Consider the following 20,392-nt stretch of genomic DNA (forward strand, 5'->3'; position numbering starts at 1 on the left):
CTCAGTATCTTAGAACCTTAGCAACTTAAAAAAAAAAATGACAAAACTACAAGTAAGAGGTTTTTTATATCAGTTGGGATGTTTCGCTATTTTGTTTATAGCAGGAAGGTATTTGGTAGCAAGCTATACGGGATTAACAGGACTTTGGATTCCGGTGACCTCTTTTATTGCCGCGACTTTGATTTCGCCTAAATTTCAAGCAGTAAAAACCAAAGACGGTGAAAAGCTTTTTATGAAATGGATTTTTATAAAAGGAATTAGAGAAATAGGGTAGGTGTTGAAGGTGCTAAGGTTCTAAGTGACTGAGTTTCTAAGCGACTGAGTTTCTAAGAAAAAACTTAGCGACTCTGCGTCTTTGCGAGATTCTAAAAACGAGACAAAGTGTATCATAACTTTTAGTTTTGATTGGTTTGAGATGAGTTTTTCTGATAAAAAATAAGCCACAAATTCAAGAATTATTAAGTTTAATTCGTGAATTTGTGGCTTATTTTTTGGCTGTATTTTTCTCAGTTAAAAAACTCAGAAACTTAGCGACTTAGGAGCTTAGCAACTTAAGAAAACCTATTTCTTCGGAATGTCCTTAATCTCCGGTATGATTACTTTTTTCTTGTAAAGCGGAATAAAATAAGAAACAGTATAATTAAAACCTACTCCAAAATTTCCGTCATAGGTTCTGTTGAAACCGGGAATGTAAAGATTTTCAAAATTCCCTGGTTCTTTATTGCTTACCAAAAGTTTTAACTGAACACCAAAACCAACGAATACGTTATTGAAAACTTTTGCTTTAACTCCCATAGCGACTTCGAGCCAGGCAGCAGTAAGACCATTGTATTTCTCACCTGAAACAATTGATTCTTGTGATGACCAGTAAGGATCTCGATTATAGATTTTATAAGTATTTAATTGTTGACTAAAAGTACTAAAACCGCCTCGCAAGCCTATAGTGATAAGGTTTTCCATATCAAGCCAGTTTTGATACGTATTGTAGTCAAAACCTCCTTTTATATACGTTCCTGTTGCGGTGGAGTTTACTCTGTCGTCATCAGTGGTTTTGTCTTCAAAACCAAGTTCTGCTGCTAAATAGTATTTTTTCGTCAGACGAAAATCACCTGTAAATTCAACACCTTTATAATCTTTGTCGTAAAAACCACGTGTTAATTTGTAGACATCAACACCAACGCGCAGACCGTATCGATCTGTTTTTGGAGGGATTGTGTCCGTGGTAACCTGCTGAGCAGCTGGTTTTTTGATTTCCGATTTTGGTTTTTCCTGAACAGTTTCTTTTGTTTTGGTTGTTTCTTGTGCCTGAACCATAAACATTGAAAACAAGAGAGGAATACTAAAAAAATACTTCAACATGTGTCTCATTTTCGTATTCAATGTTAGTTTTTTTTATGTTAATTTGTTTCATCCAAGGGTTGTCAGCATCAGGGATTATTCGAATGAAAGCTTCTAGATTAAAAATAGTTTTAACACCACAAGCTCTTGAAACATAAATGTTTTGACGCGTGTACTTAAATTCCAGTACATCCGTATTAAACTCAGGAGAATTCGGATTTCCCGAGTCGTAAATAAACGTATAAGTTGTCGTGTCAGCATCTGTTCTTAAAGGAATAGATATAGTGTTCGCACTGGTTATGTACATTGCATCACCAATACCGGTTTTGTTGAAAACAATACCTCTATCTTGATTTTTACCAATTACTTTAAGGTTTTTTACATTCTTTTTTATAGATGCATTGGTTATGTCATAAAAGGAGATTACTAAACGTGGCGTTGTTGGTGTATCTGCATCACAAATGTCATCTTTCTCGCAGCCGGATAAACCAAAAGCAAAAAGCAATAAAAAAGAGATTATTTTTTTCATGTATATTTTTGTTATCTAAGTTCTAAAAGTACAACATTTTCAACATGATGCGTTTGCGGGAACATATCTACCGGACGAACACGTGTTACCTTGTATTTTTCATCCATCAAGGCTAAATCGCGTGCTTGTGTAGCTGAATTACAACTCACATAAACGACTTTTTTAGGTGCAATTTTCAAAATCTGATCAATAACGGCAGCGTGCATACCATCTCTTGGCGGATCTGTAATAATTACATCAGGTTTTCCGTGTTGTGCAATAAAAGCCTCATTAAATACGACTTTCATGTCTCCAACAAAAAACTCACAATTGGTAATATTATTGCGTTCGGCATTGGCTTTAGCATCTAAAATAGCTTCAGGTACACTTTCTACCCCGATTACTTTTTTTGCCTTTTTAGAAACAAACTGAGCAATAGTTCCGGTTCCTGTATATAAATCATAAACCGTTTCGTTGCCGGAAAGACCTGCAAAATCACGTGTTATTTTATACAATTCGTACGCTTGATCAGAGTTGGTTTGGTAAAATGATTTCGCATTAATGCTAAATTTTAAACCTTCCATTTCTTCGAGGATATAATCTCTTCCTTTGTATAATTTAACATCCTGATCATAAATGGTATCATTTGCTTTTCCATTAATTACATACTGCAAAGAAGTAATCTGTGGAAACTTTTCATATAAATGATCTAATAACAATTCTCTGTTCTTTTGGTCCTCTTCAAAAAACTGAATCAAAACCATGATTTCTCCTGTTGAAGCCGTGCGAATCATAAAAGTACGCAATAAACCGGAATGCTCTCTAGGATTGAAAAAAGCTAAATTATGCTCGTTGGCAAATGCTCTGATTTCGTTACGAATAGCATTTGAAGGGTCTTCCTGAAGGTGACATTTTGTAATGTCAAGGATTTTATCCCACATTTTTGAAATATGGAACCCTAAAGCATTTCTGTTTCCTAAATCTTCCGTACTATCAATTTCTTTTTCGGTTAACCAACGACTGTTAGAAAACGAAAATTCCATTTTATTTCTGTAGAAAAACTGTTTGTCTGAACCCAGAATAGTTTCGAATTCAGGAAGTTCAACTTTTCCAATACGTTGTAAATGATTTTTCACCTCGTTTTGCTTGTAATACAGCTGTTGGCTGTATTTCATGTTTTGCCATTTACATCCTCCACAAACACCAAAATGATCGCAAATAGGATCAATGCGATGCTCTGATAATTCATGAAATTTTACTGCTTTGCCTTCATAATAGGCTTTTCTTTTCTTAAAAGTTTGTACATCAACTACATCACCAGGTACCACATTCGGAATAAAGATCACTTTTCCGTCAGGAGCCTTTGCTACTGATACTCCCTTTGCTCCAGCATCAAGAACTTGAATTTGATGAAAGACAACTTTGTCTGTATTTTTTCTTCCCATAGCGCAAAAATAAGGGTTTGTAAACTTTTATAAATTTAAATTTTAAAATATTTTACCATTTTTTTTAAATTGTTAGTTTAATCGACTTTTAAAAGTAACTTTGTTTTAGCAATAATCCCAAAAGCTACATTTTTAACCTATAGTTTTGTTATCTTTTTATGAAGTTGTATCACAATCTTTCACAAATTAGCTTTTTAAAGAAGAGTTACGCATTCAAATTCTTGTTTGTAGCTTTTATAGGTATACATATTCCCCTTATCGGTATTTTGTTTTTTGTGCTTTATTTTGATACTTCTATTTCACCGGCTTCTGTTTTGGTTTTTTCTTTAATAATGACCTTACTGGCAACTGCGATAACACTCTTGGTTTTAAAGAATCTAATTGAGCCGATAGCAAAGGCTTCAAAATCTTTAGACGATTACAGGAATAACAGAAGATTATCGGTTTTGCCAACGGAATACAGTGATGAGGCAGGTTTGCTAATGTGTAATATTCAGGAGTCTATTTATGAAGCCGAAAGTTATATAAATGAAAAGCAGGATTTAATTTATATGCTTTCACATGATTTAAAAAACTTTGCAGGGAATCCTCAAGGTTTAGCCAATCTCATTATAAGCGAAAACCCGTCAGACTCGGTGAAACATCTGGCTGGTTTGATTTGTGAATCCACTAATTTGCAATTTAGATATATCGATAATTTCATAAAATTGTTGAATGAACAGGATCAGATTGTAAAAATGAATCAGGAATTAAAAACGATTGTATTTCCTAATATTTTGCCTTTTATCAATGAGCAGGTTGAACAACGACTGATTGATAAAAATATTAAGCTGACTTTGAGTTTAGAGCTATCTGAAGCTAAATTGAGAATCGAAGAAGGTTTGTTGGTTCAGGTTTTAGTGAATCTAATCAGTAACGCAATAAAATTTTCTTACTTTGATAGTGAAATTAAAGTAAGAATCTATTTTGAAGATGACGAATTGATCATTACGGTCACTGACAAGGGGATTGGTTTTGATAAACACCAGATTGATGAATTGTTTAAAAAGTTCACCACAATGAGCCGATTAGGGACAGCAAAAGAATCCTCAACCGGAATTGGGCTTTATCTCTGTAAAAAAATCATAGAGAGAAATAGAGGTATCTTAAGTGCTACCAGTGAAGGAAAAAATAAAGGAGCTGAATTTAAAATCGTTTTTGAACTCTAATCAAGATCTTTTCTTGATGATTTCGTAATTGATAATGGTGAAAAAATAGAAACAAGTATCTGCTGTTATTTTCCCCAGAATAATTCCGAAGAAATAGTTTCCGCATAAGATTGGCATCCAATACATACAAAAAGGGCGAACGACTAAAAAATCTAAAAACGCCGGATATCCAAACTCTAAAACTAAATTTTTGACAAGAGATACCATCTCGCCAAAAGTGGTTGTTTTGTTTTGAAGTTTATTCTGCTGTGCAATTTTTCTATAAGAAGAAACCAGAATGGTCCCGTAAAAGGCCAGGTATTCGGCAAAGGTAATAAGGTAGGCTGTTGTTAATCCGCTGTAGATTGTGCTAAAGAATGAGGTTAGAAGTGCTGCTGTTGTGCTTGCTAATTCAGCATATTTATACCTGTTAAACCATTCTTTGAAATTTGATTTTGTAAGCATTTTTGTTTGAAGTGACTAAGTTCCTGAGGGGCTAAGGTACTGAGTTTAATTTTGGAATGGAATTTTTTGTTTGAAGTGACTGAGTTTAGTCTTATAATGGAAGATTCTGTTTAATTTGAATAAGATTCTGAGAGGCTAAAATGATAAATTTTGATTTACAATGAAAAGAAAACTTTTTGACTTAGCATCTCAGAAACTTAGTCTCTTTTTCTTAATCAAATAAATCAGATGAAAGATAGCGATCCCCACGATCGCAGATTACAGCTACGATAACCCCCGATTCTAATTGTTCTGCTATTTTTAAAGCTACTGCAACAGAACCTCCGCTGCTCATTCCTGCAAAAACACCTTCTTCAAGAGCTAAACGTTTGGTCATTTGACGGGCTTCGTCTTCGCTGACATCAATCACAGTATCAACTTTTGAAGCATCAAAAATTTTAGGTAAGTATTCTTTTGGCCATTTGCGAATTCCCGGAATCTGAGAACCATCGCTTGGCTGTGCACCAATGATCTGAATGTCCTGATTTTTTTCTTTTAAATAAGTCGAAGTTCCAATGATCGTTCCGGTGGTTCCCATTGCTGAAACGAAATGGGTTACCGTTCCTTCAGTATCGTTCCAGATTTCTGGTCCGGTAGTTTTATAGTGTGCTTTCCAGTTGTCTTCATTGGCGAATTGATTTAACATCAAATAACCGCCTTCTGCGACCTTTTTGTCGGCATAGTCACGTGATCCGATAATTCCTTCACTGGCAGGTGTTAAAATCACTGTAGCGCCATAAGCACGCATGGTCTGTGTTCGTTCTTTTGTAGAATCTTCCGGTAGTACTAATTCTATTTCTATTTGAAACAATTGAGCGATCATTGCAAGTGCAATTCCTGTATTTCCACTGGTTGCTTCAATTAGTTTGTCTCCTTTTTTGATGTCGCCTCTTTCAAGTGCCGATGCGATCATGTTATAAGCGGCTCTGTCTTTTACGCTTCCGCCGGGATTATTTCCTTCTAATTTTAATAGCAGTTTTACATTTTTATTTTTAACCAAATTGACTGTTTCCATCAATGGTGTGTTTCCAATTAGGTTTAGCAGTTTCTGTGGACCCATATTATCTTTTTTCTTTTATTTTAATTTCTGTAGTGGTGGTATTTGTTACAATAGAATCGGCAGGAATCGACTTGGTGATCCAGGCATTTCCTCCTACGATACTGTTTTTGCCAATAACGGTTTCTCCTCCTAAAATGGTCGCATTTGCGTAAATGCAAACATTTTTTTCCACGGTTGGGTGGCGCTTGGCATTTTTCATTTCTTTGCTTACACTCAAAGCACCTAAAGTAACACCTTGGTAAATTTTGACATGTTTTTCGATAACGGTGGTTTCTCCAATAACAATACCGGTGGCATGATCAATAAAAAACGGTGAAGCAATAGTAGCGCCGGCATGAATGTCAGTTCCGGTAATGCGATGTGCATATTCACTCATTAATCTCGAGAAGAGTAACAAGTCCATAAGGTACAATTCGTGACTTAATCGGTAAATAGCAATGGCATAAAAGCCCGGATAGGCTAAATAAACCTCATCAATACTGTTAGACGCAGGGTCATTTTCTAAAATATACTCCGCATCCTCATTTAGTTTTTCTAAGACACCCGGAAGTTTTTCCAGAAAACGTTCCCAGATCGACTCGCACAAGTTTTCCGGTTTTTTGCAGGCCAGAATAGCAATCTCTTTAAATCGTACTTCAAGTTCCTGGATACTTTGGTCTAACGCTGCATTAGAATCAAAAAGAGTGTAAAAAAGCTTTTCGGTAAAGTCTTCCGTTTTGGTTTTGATCCCGTAATTTATATTTAAATGACTTTTTAACGCTTTTATATTTTGTATGATAAGTTCTTTTGACACAATTGTAAAATTGAATGAATATTTTTGAAGCCTTAAAAGTAAGGTGTTTTTTGGAAACAAAGGCATGATTTGCCTAAAGAAATTTTGTTTTGCGAATTGGATTTGTGATAAATAAAGAAAAATAACAGACTACTAATTTATTGTGATTCGGAATAAGTTAAATGCTTAAATTAGCAGTTAAAACACATTAAAATGAAAAACAATCCGACTTTTAAAAGTGCTATTTCAAATTTGTCTTTCCCTGCAAAGGATAAAATTTCGGGAAAATCGATTCACGATCCTATTTTAGGCCTTATTGTAAAAGATTATCCGGCTTTTTGCGATAGTGATTTCATAGCGGTTAAGGAATTGAATGCGTATCGTCAGAAATACATCTCCAATTATTTATCTACGGAGATTGGAGCCCTTTCGGATCTTGAAAAGAATGTTATTGAGTCATTAAAAGAAGATAAATCAATAGTGAGTATTGTTGAGGATGAAGATGAGAACAGAAGTTTTGGACAAAAAATAGCCGATAAGGTAGCTGATTTTGGAGGGAGTTGGACGTTTATAATCTCATTCTTGTTTTTTATCATCGTTTGGATTGCTTTGAATGTATGGATTTTGGTGAATAAAGGTTTCGACCCTTATCCTTTTATTTTGCTTAATTTAATTTTATCCTGTATTGCTGCATTACAAGCTCCGGTAATTATGATGAGTCAGAACCGTCAGGAAGAAAAAGATAGAAATCGTGCCAAAAAAGATTATATGATTAACTTAAAATCGGAATTGGAAATTAGAATGATTCACGATAAAATTGATCATTTGATTATGCACCAACAACAGGAGTTAATCGAAATTCAGAAAGTACAAATCGAAATGATGGATGATATTCTGAACCAGATTAAAAAATAATTGGAGTGTAATATTTGAATTTAAAAGTGTTTATACCAATATCCCGCAACCATAAAAAGGGCATTTAGGATTCCGGAAATCCAAAGTAGTTTGGTGTAGTTTTTTGATTTGTCGAAATAATACAAAAGGATAAAACCAAAAAAAAGAAGGGTAGAATAGAGTGCCGGATACATCTTAAAAGCGGCTAAAAACTCACCCTGAAAAAGTAAGAATAAAGCGCGTTGAAAACCACAGCCTAAACACTCTATTCCAAAGAGCGTTTTGAAAAGGCAGGGTAGCATATAATGTTCTAAACTCATGGGTTTTAATTTTTACAATTTTACAAAAAATATATGATAATGTTTCCGGAGGTAAGAACTGCTATTTTAAAGTTTCTTACTTTTGAGTTCTTATGATTTAAAAATATGAAAGCTTTTAAAATTTTAATAATGCTACTTGCCATTTCGGTCGCTTTATATGAGCAGGTCTCAGCAGAGAAAAATGTCTATATCATGATAATTGCCATTGTGGTTTTCATGTATGGAATGATGCAGTTGAGTGCAAAAACACCAAGTAAAAACCAGGATAAAGAAGAAGAAGATGTTAAGTAAAGGAGATAAGGTTTCTGTTTTAGACGAGGCCATAAACGGAGTAGTGGTTTCAGTTAAAAACAAGGAGGTTTTGATTGAAACGGAGGATGGATTTATGATGACATTTTTTGTCAATGAATTACTTAAAATACAAGATACCAGTAATTTAATGAATTCTATTAAAAGAATTAATTTAGATGAGATTACAAAAGAGAAAACAGAGCCAAAACCAAGAAGTTTTGTGAAAGAACGCAAAGATAAACGCGAAATTTCGGCTCCGGAATTTGATTTGCATATCGAAAAACTGGTTCCGAACAAACGCGGAATGTCGAATTATGACATTTTAACTTTACAGACGGAGACGGCAAAAAGACACATAGAATTTGCGATTAGAAATCGTATTCCGAAAATAGTTTTTATTCACGGAGTTGGTGAAGGAATTCTAAAGTCAGAACTTGACTTTTTGTTGGGTCGATATGACGGAGTAGATTTTCAAGACGCCAATTATCAAAAATATGGCTTAGGAGCGACCGAAGTTTATTTTAGGCAAAATACCAAGTAAAGTACTTTTTGGGTGTGAGATCACCCAGAATATACGGTAAAAAAAAGTCCGTTTTCAGAACTAATTTTAAAATTAAATTAGCATGAAAACGGACTTCTTTTTTGTAAGAAAAAAAACTTTTTTACAAACAGGAATTAAGGTCGGTTATTTCGTTAATAGTTCCCCCAATACATAACTGGTTCCTAAATTAACAAAGTTGTTTCCTTTTTTTATAGAAGTATTTTTAAGTACAATTGTGTGTTTGAACTGATTGTTTACAGCTGTAGTTGTGGTTACCTCTATAATACCACTTGTATTAGCTACACCATCGACTCCGGTCCAGGTCTCTTTTACTGTAGGTGTAGTTGGTATAGTTGTACCGCAAAAGTAATCGTCACTAACTGGAGGGCCAGTAAATAATTTATACAAAAGCTTGTTTACAGTTGACCCGATTAATCCTCTTCTTGGGGAATTTGGAGCTGTTGCTTCATTTTTAATTAATAGAGGATCAATAGCATCAATTGTCATTGCAGATTTGGTATTGTAGGTGTAGATTTGTTTTGAAGTAGGACATTGTACTAGTGGTCTGGTGAAGGCTAAATCCAGTTTATCCACATCAGCTACGGTTGTTGTAAAATCACCAAAAACAACCTGAGGTTGTGTGATATCCAGACTGGATACTGAATAGGTTATATTTTTGATGACAATATTATGACTGTATCCTGTAATTGTGATAGCATTGGTGGTTGAGTTTGTAGATGTTATTGCTGTAGTCGCAATTTCAATTCTTCCGGATTTTGCATACCATTCATTAATCACATTTGGTGTTGTGGGAGGAATGAAGTCGCAAATGTTTGGTATTCCTACAGGTCCGTCGTAACTTCTATAGTAAAGCTTGAATTTATTATCATCGATCTGATATGTATTTGGTTTACCAGGAAGTGTTGGTTCGTTTTTGAAGGTGTCTTTGTCTAATTGTAAAAGCAGTGATTCCTGACTTTTAATTTTATAAACCAATTGATTGTTACTACTAGGACAACTAGAAGCTTGTTTGATGTCGCTAAAATCTAATGTTTCAACAGTTACATCACCATCATCGCAGCCGTTTAATATAAGGGCGAATAACAGAAGGCATGCATATTTTCTCATCATAAATATATTTGGGTCAAAAATAGTGAAAAATTTGGCAATTGATATTTAAGAATTCACAATTGATATTTCTTAACTTTGCCGCAATGAAAAAAGTATATCTCGATAACGCCTCGACAACTGCTATGCGTGCTGAAGTTATTCAGGAAATAACAAAAGTCATGACCGATGATTTTGGTAATCCATCTTCAACTCACAGCTTTGGACGAAACGGCAAAACAATTCTGGAGCTTTCCAGAAAAAGTATTGCCAAATACCTAAACTGTTCTGCACAGGAAATTATTTTTACCTCAGGAGGAACTGAGGCCAATAATTGGATCTTGCGTTCTGCAGTAAAGGATCTTAAAATAGAGCGTATTATTACGACCAAAATTGAACATCATGCTGTTTTATATACCGCCTTGGCTTTGCAAGCGGAGTATACTATTCAGGTTGATTATGTAAAAATCAATCCCGATGGAAGCATTGATTTGACTCATTTGTCCAATTTGTTGTCTGAAGAAAAGAAGACCATCGTAAGTTTAATGCATGTAAATAATGAAACCGGTACTATTTTGGATCTGGATAGGGTAAGTGTTATTTGCAAGCAATACAATACTTTGTTTCATTCTGATATGGTGCAATCTGTCGGCAAAACAGAAATAGACCTGCAAAAAACGCCTGTTGATTTTATTTCGGCTAGTGCGCATAAATTTCACGGCCCCAAAGGAGTCGGATTTGCTTTTATTCGAAGAAATTCGGGATTACAGCCTTCTATTTTTGGAGGAGAGCAGGAAAAAGGACTTCGCGCAGGTACAGAAGCCGTGCACCAAATTGCCGGAATGGCAAAAGCGTTGGCGCTCTCTTATGAAAATTTAGATCAGGAAAGAACATACATTTCAGATTTGAAAATGTATCTTATTGAGCAGCTTGAAATTCATTTCCCGGGCTTTAGAATCAACGGTAAAAAAGAGGATTTTTACAATATCATCAATATCATTCTTCCTTTTTCTTCCGATAAAACTGCTATGCTTTTGTTTAGTTTAGACATGAAAGGAATTGCAGTTTCCAGAGGAAGTGCCTGCCAATCCGGAAGTATTAAACCTTCCCATGTTTTAAAAGAAATGCTTTCAGAGGAAGATTTAAAACTGCCAAACTTGCGAATTTCATTCAGCCATTACAACACCAAAGAAGATATTGACTGGTTGATTGAGAGTTTGAAAACGGTTTAGTTTTTTTAAAGTTTCTGAGGTTCTGAGAGGCTGAGTTTCTGAGTTTTTAGGTTTGCTGGCTCAAAGTTTCTGAGGTTTTTAGGTGTATAGGTATAGCTAACTTTGCGTAAAACCTTGTTTTTACTTTGCGATTAAAAAGGCTCGGAAAGATTTTCTTTTGCACGCAGATTTGGCAGATTGTACAGATTTTTTATAAAAAGTAAATAAAATCAGCGTAATCTGCCAAATCTGCGTGCAAAAGGAATAGGTATAAAATTAAAAAGAAGTCGTAATGCTACAATTAAACTTTACGAACCTTGATTAAATCATGTCATTGCATTTTTCAAATCAACAATTTAACCAAGACCATTTTACATTTCACACAAAAACTATTTACGAATAACCTTCACTTGAGAATCATTCGTTAATTTGATAATCGTTGATGGTTTTCCGGCAAGTTTATCCTGATTTAATTTTACCACATAATCAACACCTTTTACAATTTCGGGACTGATATCCTTAAAAGCGATGGGTGTTGGTTGTCCTGAAATATTAGCAGAAGTAGAAACCAATGGTTTTTTCATTCGCTCTAAAAGTTTAAAACAAAAAGGTTCTTTTACGAGGCGAATTCCAAGCGAATTATCAGCTGCAATTATATTTGCGGCAACATTTCTCGGTTCATCTAAAATTAAGGTAGTTGGTTTTTCAGACAAGTCTAAAAGCTGCCAGGCAACTTCAGGAATGTTTTTAAAAACGTTGTACATCATTTTTTCTCCATTCATCAAAACAATCATACTTTGTGTTTCTGCACGTTGTTTGAGTTTGTATATTTTGGCAACTGCTTCCGGATTGGTGGCATCACAACCAATTCCCCAAACCGTATCGGTAGGGTAAAGGATGATTCCGCCTTCTTTAATAACTTCGTAGGCGTTGATTATTTCCTGATTGATATCCTGACTCATAATTGAAAAATTTACTTTGTAATTGTAATACTTCGTAAAAAACGATACTGCTTTTTATGAAGTTAATTTGTTTATAATAGCGACAATCTTCTCCAGATCAATTGTAGAAAGACCAACGTATAACGGCAGGCAAACTACTCGGGAGGCGATAGATTCTGATACCGGCATTTCAGCACCATTAGTATAAGTAATGGTATTTAAGGAAGGGTAGAAATAACGTCTTGGTATAATGTTTTCCTCTGCTAATGCCTCCTGAACTTTTAATAAGACAGCTTCAGATTCGAAAAGTAAAGGGTAATAGCTATGATTCCACTCGGTATTTTCTCTGATTTTTATGCTTTTAAGGTTTTCGAAATTCAAATGGCTATTGTAAAAATCAGTTACCTTTTTTCTTTCTGCAATAATATGCTCCATATAAGGAAAAAGAGCCAATCCCATGGCTGATTGCAGTTCTGAAATCTTCGCGTTAATTCCAAGGCCATGAAAGGCTAATGGTCCGTTATGTCCAAAATTATGACTGTAGAACAATTGCTGCTGTGTTGCATCGTCATTACAGAACATGGCACCGCCTTCTCCGGTATGAAATAATTTGGTCGCGTGAAAACTGCAAGTGCTTACATCTCCAAAGTTAAATACTGATTGTTTGTTGTAGGTCACTCCAAAACAATGTGCAGCATCATAAATCACTTTCAGGTTGTGTTTTTTTGCAATAGCTTCTATGGCCTCAATATGACATGGATTTCCAAAAACGTGAGTAGCCAGTATGGCAGTTGTTTTTGAAGTTATAGCAGCTTCAATTTTAGTTTCGTCTATCGTTAAGTATTCCGGATTGATGTCAACAAAAACAGGTGTGCAATTTTCCCATACAATAGCAGCCGAAGTAGCTACGTAAGAAAAAGGTGTGGTAATTATTTCTCCGCCTTTGCCAAATAATTTTAAGGCAATTTGTAGCGGTATTGTACCGTTGTTAGTAATTGTAATATGAGGAACGTCCAGATATTTTTTAAGTTTATCTTCAAGTTCTAATGTGAGTTCACCACGATTTGTGAGCCAAACTTTATCCCAGGCACGCTTTACATAAGAATTGTATTCTTCTTGTGGAGGTAGAAAAGTTTTGGTAACAGGAATCATTTTATTATGGATTTAGTAAGTTTAATTAACCTTTAAGGGCAAACTATTGTTATATTTGCGGGGTAAAAATAACAAAAGAATGCTGATTTATCAGCATAAGCGGGAATTATAAAAAAGAGAACCTTTATTAGATGTACTTGAGGCTTTGAAAAACAATATTTTAGGAGTAGTTTTCCTAAGATAAATGAAATGGCTGCCTTTTTGAAATTTCACAAAATTAAAAAACAGAATAAAAACAAAATAAATTTAGGAATACTATGGAAATCAACACTTTTTTGCAAAATTTTGCAGATCTTTTAGACGATACAGATGCAACATTAATAAAACAAGAAACTGTTTTTAGAGATTTAGAAGAATGGGATTCGTTAACTGCTTTGTCGCTTATAGCTATGGCCGATGAAGAATATGAAGTAAAATTAACGGGAGATGATATTAAATCTTCAAATTCATTAAATGATATCTTCGAAATAATCAAAAATAAAGGGTAATTGAAATGGCTACTTTTTCAGTAAATAATATTGCAATTAAAGGTATATCGTGTTGCGTTCCGAAAAATACGGAGCGCAATATAGATTTAGATATATTGACACAGGAAGAAATTCAGAAGTTTATTGATGCAACCGGAGTAGAAGAAAGACGTGTTGCAACAAAAGAAATTTGTACTTCTGATTTATGTTCTGAAGCTGCTGAAAAATTAATCAAAGATTTGAATTGGCAAAAGGAGGAAATAGAAATCTTAGTTTTTGTTTCACAAACGGCCGATTACATTTTACCTGTTTCTGCTGCGATACTTCAAGACAGATTGGGTTTATCGACAAACTGTATTGCTTTTGATGTTCCTTTAGGATGTTCGGGCTATGTGTACGGAATGTCTATAATAGCAGGTATGATGAAAGCAACCGGTTTGAAAAAAGGATTACTTCTTGCCGGGGACACCAGTACTAAACTGCTTTCCAAATCAGACAAAAGTACCGTTCCGCTTTTTGGAGACGGAGGTAGTGCCACTGCATTTGAATTTGACGAAAAAGCAGCTGATTTACTTTTTGATCTGGGTACGGATGGTTCGGGATATAAAACGATAATTATAAACGATGGCGGATCCAGAAACAGAATAAATTCAGATTCGCTAACCTATCATACGATTTCACCGGGAATTGAAAGAAATGCTTGTCAGCTGATTCTTGACGGAATGGATGTTTTTAGTTTTGGAATTTCACAAGCCCCGAAAACAGTAAATAAACTTATTGAAAAGTTTGATATCGATAAAGAGGCAATCAATCATTTTGTATTTCATCAGGCCAATTTAATGATGAATAAAATGATTGTTAAAAAATTAAAATTACCCCTTGAGAAAGTTCCGTATTCCTTAAAAGAATTCGGTAATACTTCTTCTACAACAATTCCATTAACTATTGTGACCGAATTAAAAGACAATCTGACAAATGCTTCACAGGATTTAATCCTTTGTGGATTTGGAGTTGGTTTATCTTGGGGAACAGTAAAAGTAAGACTGGAAAATACTGTAATTTCAGATTTAATTGAAATATGATAAAAAACTTAAATTACATAGATGAAGCTATTTATCTAAAAGAAAAATCTTTGTTTTTTAATGAATCCTGGATATTAGTTGCCCACAAGAATGAGTTACTAAACAACAACGATTTTGTCGCTTTAGACTATTTTGGAAATAAAATTTTTGTCCAAAACTATAATGGCACTATTAAATCTTTTCAGAATGTTTGTCTGCACAGGTTTAATACGATACATGAGGAACCTTTTGGAAACCGGGTTTCTTCTTGTTTGTATCATAACTGGACTTACGGTAAAAAAGGAAATGTAGTAGGGTTAATGTGTCGTAATTCATTTGAGAAAGACCATATAAGTGAATTAAGATTAAAAGAATATGAAGTTGATTTTTGCGGCGATTTCGTTTTTATAAAGCTAAACGAGCAGACAGATAAAAAATTAAGTGATTATTTAGGAAACATATTTAGTCCGCTAGAGGAAATAAGCAAGCATTTTGGTGACAAAACGATTGATTATACAATTGAACATAAAGTCAATTGGAAGCTTTTGGTCGAGAATGTTTTAGAATGTTATCATTGTACTTCGGTTCATGAAAATTCATTTGCAAAAATGGGATTTGGATCAGTTGCTCCCGAAAAATTCGATTTTTTTGATGCACACAGCTGGTGCGAGTTTCCGAAAGGAGAAAGTGCCAAGCCAAGTAAAATTATTGAAAAAGCATTAGCAGACCGAACTTTAAAAATACAGGGCTATTTACATTTTTATATTTACCCGAACGCATTTATTAGTTCTGTAGAAGGAAAAGGGTTTTATTTTGGATTTATGTTTCCGGAATCCCCTTCAAAAACAAATTTAAGAGTACGATATTTTGCTCCTAAATTTGAAAAAGAACTAAATGAGTCACAACAGAATATTATTGATTTTATTAATAACAGTTCAAATGATTCGTTGGATCTTGTTTTGAATGAAGACAAAAAAATAGTCGAAAATATTCAGACCAACTTGGTTAATTTTAAAGACAGTTCTCCAATATTTGGTGATGAAGAGTTTAGAATTTTAAAATTCTATGAATATTTTAATAAGAAAGAATTAAAAGATATATAATGAATCCATTTGATTTATCAGGAAAAAAAATACTAGTAACCGGAGCATCTTCGGGCATTGGTTACGAAACTTGTTTGGCAATAGTAAGACAGGGAGGGACATTTATTGCGGTCGCCAGACGCCAGGATTTTCTCGAAAAACTAATTGAAGACTGTACAGGCGAAAATAGTTTTATAGCTGCTGATTTATCTAAAATGGAAGATATTAAAAGTATTGTAGATACTATAGAAAATATCGACGGTATTGTACATTCTGCAGGAATTGTTTCATTAGCACCGGTTAAATTTTATTCGGAAGAGTTAATGAATGAAATGAGGGCAATAAATTTTGACTCAATAGCCTATCTGGTTAATTTAATTTTCAAAAAGAAAAAGATAAATAAAGGAAGTTCTATTGTTTTAGTTTCGTCAATCGCAGGTTTATTCGGAATGAAAGGAAACGGAATCTATGCGGCAAGTAAAGGCGCATTAATTGCGATTTCGAAAGTATGGGCAAGCGAGTTTGCAAACAGTAAAACAAGAGTAAATTGTGTTTCGCCGGGAATGGTAAAAACAGAAATAACCTCAAAGTCTATTGAAGATTTATCTTTAGAAGTAATTCAGCAGGACGAAAAAAAATACCCTTTAGGATATGGTGACCCTGTTCAGGTGGCAAATCCAATTGTGTTTTTATTGTCTGAGGCTAGCAGCTGGATTACGGGACAAAATATAGTTTTAGACGGCGGGAGAACCTCAACGATATAATTGACAATGAAAGCGAATATAAAAGCCATTTCGTATTATTTACCTGAAGGAGTTTTATCGAATGATTTGATCCATCAGGAGTTTCCGGAATGGGGTATTGAAAAAATCAGTTCTAAAACGGGAATTAATGCCCGACACATTAGTGCTCCGGAAGAGTTTTCATCAGATATGGCCGTTAAAGCAGCCGAAAAATTATTTGCTGAACACCATATTGATAAATCAGAAATTGATTTTTTATTGTTCTGTACCCAAAGTCCGGATTACTTTTTGCCAACAACAGCTTGTATAATTCAGCAGAAATTAGGACTTGAAACCACTATTGGAGCCTTAGATTTTAATTTAGGATGCTCCGGTTTTGTATACGGTCTGAGTTTAGCAAAAGGATTAATTGCGGGACAAATGGCAAAAAATGTTTTACTGATTACCTCAGAAACCTATTCAAAATTTATCCATCCAAAAGACAAAAGCAATAAAACAATTTTTGGTGATGCAGCAGCAGCGACATTAGTAACCAGTGAAAAAGGATTTTGTTCTATTGAAAATTTTATTTTTGGAACAGATGGAAAAGGAGCTGAAAATCTAATTGTAAAACAAGGTGGAATGCGTTTCCCGGTTTCAAACCAAAGTGAAGATGTTGCAGATGAGTTTGGAAATGTTCGAAATGATAAAAACCTGTTCATGAATGGAACCGAAATCTTTAATTTTACAGGAGAGTTTGTTCCAAAACTTACCCAGGCAATTTTAGAGAAATCGAATCTGGTTAAAGAAGACATCGATTTATTTATTTTTCATCAGGCAAATAAATACATGCTGAATCATTTAAGGAAAAAAATAAAGATTGCGGAAGAAAACTTTTTTATCGCGATGGAAAATTGTGGTAATACAGTTTCATCAACAATTCCAATAGCCTTATATGAAGCTCAAAAACAAGGCAGGGTTGATAGCAGTAAAAATATAGTTTTAGCAGGATTTGGTGTTGGTTACTCCTGGGCAGCTTGTAATTTAATTGTAGAATAATGAAAAACTTAATTATAATAGGAGCAAGAGGCTACGGGCGTGAGGTACACGATCTGGCAAAACAATGTTCAGGATATAATACAGAATATACTATAAAAGGATTTTTGGATGATAAATCAGATGCATTAAATGATTTTGAGAATTACCCGGAAATTATTTCAGGTGTTGAAGAGTACAAAATACAGGATAATGATGTTTTTGTATGCGCTCTTGGGAGTGTCAAATGGAAAAAACACTATGTTGAACTTATTCTGGCTAAAGGAGGTAAATTTATTAACCTGATTCATCCTTCATCTACTTTAAATACAAATGCTGTTATTGGTAATGGGGTGATTGTTTTTATGTATTCCAATATCAGTAATGATTGTGTTATTGATGATTTTGTTACGATACAAGGTTTTGTAGGGTTAGGCCATGATACTAAAATAGGTAAATGGTCACATCTGAATGCGTATAGCTTTACTGGAGGTTTTACGGTTTTAGAGGAAGAAGTGTGCTTGAATACCAGAGCATCAGTTTTGCCAAATATAACCGTTCGTAAAGGAGCAACAGTAGGAGCTTCAAGTTTAGTGATTAAAAATGTAAAAGAAGGTACTACAGTTTTTGGTGTTCCGGCGAAAGTCTTGAATTTCTAGATCAAAAGAAACTGTATAATATTGAAAGAGGTATTGAATGAGAGATCAAAAAAGTATTGTTTTAAATTGGGAAGGAAATCCGGAACAACCGTTGGTAAGTATTTTATGCGATACGTATAATCATGAAAATTTTATTCGTGAAACTTTGCTGGGTTTTTTAAGTCAGGAAACGAATTTTCCTTTTGAAATAATCGTACATGATGATGCATCTACAGATAAAACGGCAGCAATCGTAAAAGAATTTGCAGATCAATACCCCTTAATTATAAAGCCTGTTTTTCAAACAGTGAACCAATATTCACAAAAGATTAATTTCTGGAGTGATGTTACTTTTCCGAAAGCAAAAGGAACTTATATAGCCCTATGCGAAGGAGATGATTATTGGATCGATCCCTTAAAATTACAAAAACAAGTTGATTTTTTAGAAAACAATGCGGACTATGCCATAACATGGACTGACTTTTTAATGAAAAAAGAAAGTGAAATGGTTCCAAATGATTTTAAAGATTCGCTACCGGACATTTATACGATTGACTTTGATAATTTATTTGTTCCGTATTGTACCTATACCTTAACAGCTGTATTCAGAAAAACGGCAGTTGATCCTCTTGATTATAAAAAATTTGCTTACGGTAAAGACAACACACTTTATGCGCTGGTATTGTGTAACGGAAAAGGGGCTTACATGAATTTCCAAAGCGCCGTTTACAGGTGGCATTGTGGAGGAATCTACTCCTTGCAGAAGCCATTCACTCAACGTTATTCTTCGTATTTGAATGTTAAAGAAATTTACGAACACATCATCCCTCAGTCGCAAACAGCAAATGTTAAGCGTGTTATGAAAACGTTATTAAAAGCTTCAGCATACGAAGCCTTAAAATCGGTTCATGATAAAACGCTTGATAATACAAAGCAAAAAGAGGCAATTAAAGAATTTTTAGATCAGGCCTCTATAGGAACCAGAATCAAATTTTTTATGCGTTCTTTAAAAAGTAAGATGTTGAAGTAAAAAAAAACTACTTTTTCCAGCCAATTAAAGATTTGAAAAATAGAAGGACTTTATCAAGACCATTTATTTTTCCAAACAACTTTTTGTCGGTTTCTTTTAACTGATTGTAGAAAGCCAAGTTATAATTACCGGCATTTCTTATTGTACGCAATAAGGTTTTGGTAATGTGGCTTTCAAGTAATTCGGAATTGTAATTGTTAAGTTTGTTGTTTTGTTCAATCAAATGTTTTGCTGCTGAAATAACCTGAAGTATTTCTTCCGAAGACAACCCTTTTTTTAACGATACTGCATTTAAGTAAGAATCAATTTTTGGGTCTGAGCTTTCAATTCCAAATTGGCTCAGTTGATTGATTTTAACCTTTCTTACCGATCGGTTTACATTGTCAATTTTGGTTTTACTGATGTTGTTATCGTGCTGTCTGTAGTCTAGTAAGGATTCGGGGATGTTGTAAAAGGCCGTTTTAGCTGATAATCTGCTCCATAAATCATAATCTTCCACAGGTACATATTCGTTTTCGAATTGAGCGTTGTTTAAGGCTGTTTTTCGAAGCATCACAGTTGGATTTCCTATAACGCAGCTGTGTAGAAATGAAATTTTTATAGCATCAGGTTTCTCGCTGTGTTTTATGAGTTTGTTCTTTTTAGATCCAAAAAAAGTAAACCAGGTTCCGCATACTCCAATTTCAGGATTGTTTTTTAAAACTGCAATTTGTTTCTCAAAACGTGTAGGCAATGCGATATCATCTGCATCCATCAAAGCGATGAAATCTCCTTTAGCGATTTTCAGACCTTCATTTCTAAGATTTGCCGGACCAACGTTAATGTCTTTGTTGATTATAATAATTCTCGAATCGTTTCGTTGATAATTAGAGATTACTTCCAGGCTATTGTCGGTAGATTTGTCGTTAAGAATAATTAGTTCAAAATTCGTGAAAGTCTGCTTTAGAATGCTTTCGATACTTTCAGCTAAAAAATTACCTGCATTGTAAACGGGCATTATAACAGAAATTTCGGGAGTTACCATAAACTTAGTTTATTATTAAAATGACAAATATATAATATTAACTTAGTCTATTTTATATAATT

At 34.2% G+C, this 20,392-nt stretch carries 24 protein-coding genes; 13 read left to right on the plus strand and 11 right to left on the minus strand.

All coding sequences use genetic code 11. The annotated features are described in order from the left end of the window. Positions 1-37 precede the first annotated feature (37 nt). A complete protein-coding gene (locus LNP23_RS13030) occupies positions 38-274 on the plus strand; it encodes a hypothetical protein (protein WP_047776321.1) in 237 nt (78 codons plus the stop codon). A 287-nt stretch (positions 275-561) separates the two neighbouring features. On the opposite strand, the gene LNP23_RS13035 is transcribed toward LNP23_RS13030, so the two are convergent. From LNP23_RS13035 to rlmD, 3 genes are read right to left on the minus strand one after another with little or no spacing between them, the layout of a single operon-like run. Next, complete coding sequence (locus LNP23_RS13035; protein ID WP_047776226.1) at positions 562-1,368, minus strand: DUF6048 family protein; 807 nt, start codon at positions 1,366-1,368, stop codon at positions 562-564. Beyond that, complete coding sequence (locus LNP23_RS13040; protein ID WP_230001519.1) at positions 1,340-1,867, minus strand: DUF6452 family protein; 528 nt, start codon at positions 1,865-1,867, stop codon at positions 1,340-1,342. The genes LNP23_RS13035 and LNP23_RS13040 overlap by 29 nt, the downstream gene beginning before the upstream one ends. An 11-nt stretch (positions 1,868-1,878) precedes the next feature. Next, complete coding sequence (rlmD, locus tag LNP23_RS13045) at positions 1,879-3,291, minus strand: 23S rRNA (uracil(1939)-C(5))-methyltransferase RlmD (protein ID WP_230001521.1); 1,413 nt, start codon at positions 3,289-3,291, stop codon at positions 1,879-1,881. 221 nt (positions 3,292-3,512) lie between these two features. Here rlmD and LNP23_RS13050 point away from each other — a divergent pair, with 221 nt between their 5' ends. Beyond that, positions 3,513-4,499, plus strand: coding sequence for a sensor histidine kinase (locus LNP23_RS13050; protein ID WP_230001523.1), 987 nt, complete (start codon positions 3,513-3,515; stop codon positions 4,497-4,499). On the opposite strand, the gene LNP23_RS13055 is transcribed toward LNP23_RS13050, so the two are convergent. The 3 genes from LNP23_RS13055 to epsC form a co-directional block, all read right to left on the minus strand. Next, positions 4,500-4,943, minus strand: a complete 444-nt coding sequence (locus LNP23_RS13055; protein ID WP_230001526.1) for a hypothetical protein — start codon at positions 4,941-4,943, stop codon at positions 4,500-4,502. Between the two features lie 211 nt (positions 4,944-5,154). Continuing rightward, positions 5,155-6,042: a cysteine synthase CysM gene (cysM, locus tag LNP23_RS13060; RefSeq protein ID WP_230001527.1), complete on the minus strand. Its 888-nt coding sequence runs from the start codon at positions 6,040-6,042 to the stop codon at positions 5,155-5,157. Between the two features lies 1 nt (position 6,043). Then, positions 6,044-6,835: a serine O-acetyltransferase EpsC gene (epsC, locus tag LNP23_RS13065; protein WP_047776320.1), complete on the minus strand. Its 792-nt coding sequence runs from the start codon at positions 6,833-6,835 to the stop codon at positions 6,044-6,046. Positions 6,836-7,027: 192 nt separating this feature from the next. Here epsC and LNP23_RS13070 point away from each other — a divergent pair, with 192 nt between their 5' ends. After that, positions 7,028-7,729 (plus strand): DUF1003 domain-containing protein, encoded by a 702-nt coding sequence (locus tag LNP23_RS13070; RefSeq protein ID WP_047776215.1) that lies wholly within the window; start codon positions 7,028-7,030, stop codon positions 7,727-7,729. Positions 7,730-7,749: 20 nt separating this feature from the next. Here the strand turns inward: LNP23_RS13070 and LNP23_RS13075 are convergent, their stop codons facing one another. Further along, positions 7,750-8,028: a DUF2752 domain-containing protein gene (locus LNP23_RS13075; RefSeq protein ID WP_230001529.1), complete on the minus strand. Its 279-nt coding sequence runs from the start codon at positions 8,026-8,028 to the stop codon at positions 7,750-7,752. Positions 8,029-8,133: 105 nt separating this feature from the next. On the opposite strand from LNP23_RS13075, the gene LNP23_RS13080 reads away from it, so the two are divergent. Both LNP23_RS13080 and LNP23_RS13085 read left to right on the plus strand, forming a co-directional pair. After that, positions 8,134-8,319, plus strand: a complete 186-nt coding sequence (locus LNP23_RS13080) for a hypothetical protein (protein WP_230001531.1) — start codon at positions 8,134-8,136, stop codon at positions 8,317-8,319. Further along, complete coding sequence (locus LNP23_RS13085; RefSeq protein ID WP_230001533.1) at positions 8,309-8,860, plus strand: Smr/MutS family protein; 552 nt, start codon at positions 8,309-8,311, stop codon at positions 8,858-8,860. Before LNP23_RS13080 ends, LNP23_RS13085 begins: the two co-directional genes overlap by 11 nt. A 144-nt stretch (positions 8,861-9,004) precedes the next feature. On the opposite strand, the gene LNP23_RS13090 is transcribed toward LNP23_RS13085, so the two are convergent. Beyond that, positions 9,005-9,991, minus strand: coding sequence for a hypothetical protein (locus LNP23_RS13090; protein WP_230001535.1), 987 nt, complete (start codon positions 9,989-9,991; stop codon positions 9,005-9,007). An 83-nt stretch (positions 9,992-10,074) separates the two neighbouring features. Here LNP23_RS13090 and LNP23_RS13095 point away from each other — a divergent pair, with 83 nt between their 5' ends. Next, positions 10,075-11,199: a cysteine desulfurase family protein gene (locus tag LNP23_RS13095; protein WP_230001537.1), complete on the plus strand. Its 1,125-nt coding sequence runs from the start codon at positions 10,075-10,077 to the stop codon at positions 11,197-11,199. A 368-nt stretch (positions 11,200-11,567) separates the two neighbouring features. On the opposite strand, the gene LNP23_RS13100 is transcribed toward LNP23_RS13095, so the two are convergent. Continuing rightward, positions 11,568-12,140 (minus strand): L-threonylcarbamoyladenylate synthase, encoded by a 573-nt coding sequence (locus tag LNP23_RS13100; RefSeq protein WP_047776201.1) that lies wholly within the window; start codon positions 12,138-12,140, stop codon positions 11,568-11,570. Positions 12,141-12,194: 54 nt separating this feature from the next. Then, entirely contained in the window at positions 12,195-13,271 is a 1,077-nt protein-coding gene (locus LNP23_RS13105; protein WP_230001539.1) for a DegT/DnrJ/EryC1/StrS family aminotransferase, read from the minus strand. Between the two features lie 257 nt (positions 13,272-13,528). On the opposite strand from LNP23_RS13105, the gene LNP23_RS13110 reads away from it, so the two are divergent. Genes LNP23_RS13110 through LNP23_RS13140 form a run of 7 tightly spaced genes read left to right on the plus strand, consistent with a single transcriptional unit; the run spans position 13,529 to position 19,306 of the window. Continuing rightward, entirely contained in the window at positions 13,529-13,759 is a 231-nt protein-coding gene (locus tag LNP23_RS13110; protein ID WP_230001541.1) for a phosphopantetheine-binding protein, read from the plus strand. Positions 13,760-13,764: 5 nt separating this feature from the next. After that, positions 13,765-14,820: a 3-oxoacyl-ACP synthase III family protein gene (locus tag LNP23_RS13115; protein ID WP_230001543.1), complete on the plus strand. Its 1,056-nt coding sequence runs from the start codon at positions 13,765-13,767 to the stop codon at positions 14,818-14,820. Further along, positions 14,817-15,902, plus strand: coding sequence for an aromatic ring-hydroxylating oxygenase subunit alpha (locus tag LNP23_RS13120; RefSeq protein WP_230001544.1), 1,086 nt, complete (start codon positions 14,817-14,819; stop codon positions 15,900-15,902). The genes LNP23_RS13115 and LNP23_RS13120 overlap by 4 nt, the downstream gene beginning before the upstream one ends. After that, positions 15,902-16,645 carry an SDR family NAD(P)-dependent oxidoreductase gene (locus LNP23_RS13125; RefSeq protein WP_230001546.1) on the plus strand — a complete coding sequence of 248 codons (744 nt, stop codon included), beginning with the start codon at positions 15,902-15,904 and terminating at the stop codon, positions 16,643-16,645. Before LNP23_RS13120 ends, LNP23_RS13125 begins: the two co-directional genes overlap by 1 nt. Before the next feature lie 6 nt (positions 16,646-16,651). Beyond that, the gene (locus LNP23_RS13130; protein ID WP_230001548.1) at positions 16,652-17,662 is read left to right on the plus strand and encodes a ketoacyl-ACP synthase III; all 1,011 of its coding nucleotides are present in this window, start codon (positions 16,652-16,654) and stop codon (positions 17,660-17,662) included. Continuing rightward, on the plus strand, positions 17,662-18,297 hold the full coding sequence (locus tag LNP23_RS13135; protein WP_230001550.1) for an acetyltransferase: 636 nt from the start codon (positions 17,662-17,664) through the stop codon (positions 18,295-18,297). The genes LNP23_RS13130 and LNP23_RS13135 overlap by 1 nt, the downstream gene beginning before the upstream one ends. Before the next feature lie 37 nt (positions 18,298-18,334). Further along, the gene (locus LNP23_RS13140; RefSeq protein WP_230001552.1) at positions 18,335-19,306 is read left to right on the plus strand and encodes a glycosyltransferase; all 972 of its coding nucleotides are present in this window, start codon (positions 18,335-18,337) and stop codon (positions 19,304-19,306) included. A gap of 7 nt (positions 19,307-19,313) precedes the next feature. Here the strand turns inward: LNP23_RS13140 and LNP23_RS13145 are convergent, their stop codons facing one another. Further along, complete coding sequence (locus tag LNP23_RS13145) at positions 19,314-20,330, minus strand: glycosyltransferase family 2 protein (protein ID WP_230001553.1); 1,017 nt, start codon at positions 20,328-20,330, stop codon at positions 19,314-19,316. Positions 20,331-20,392 lie beyond the last annotated feature (62 nt).

The organism is Flavobacterium cupriresistens (genome assembly GCF_020911925.1).
Lineage (GTDB): Bacteria > Bacteroidota > Bacteroidia > Flavobacteriales > Flavobacteriaceae > Flavobacterium > Flavobacterium cupriresistens.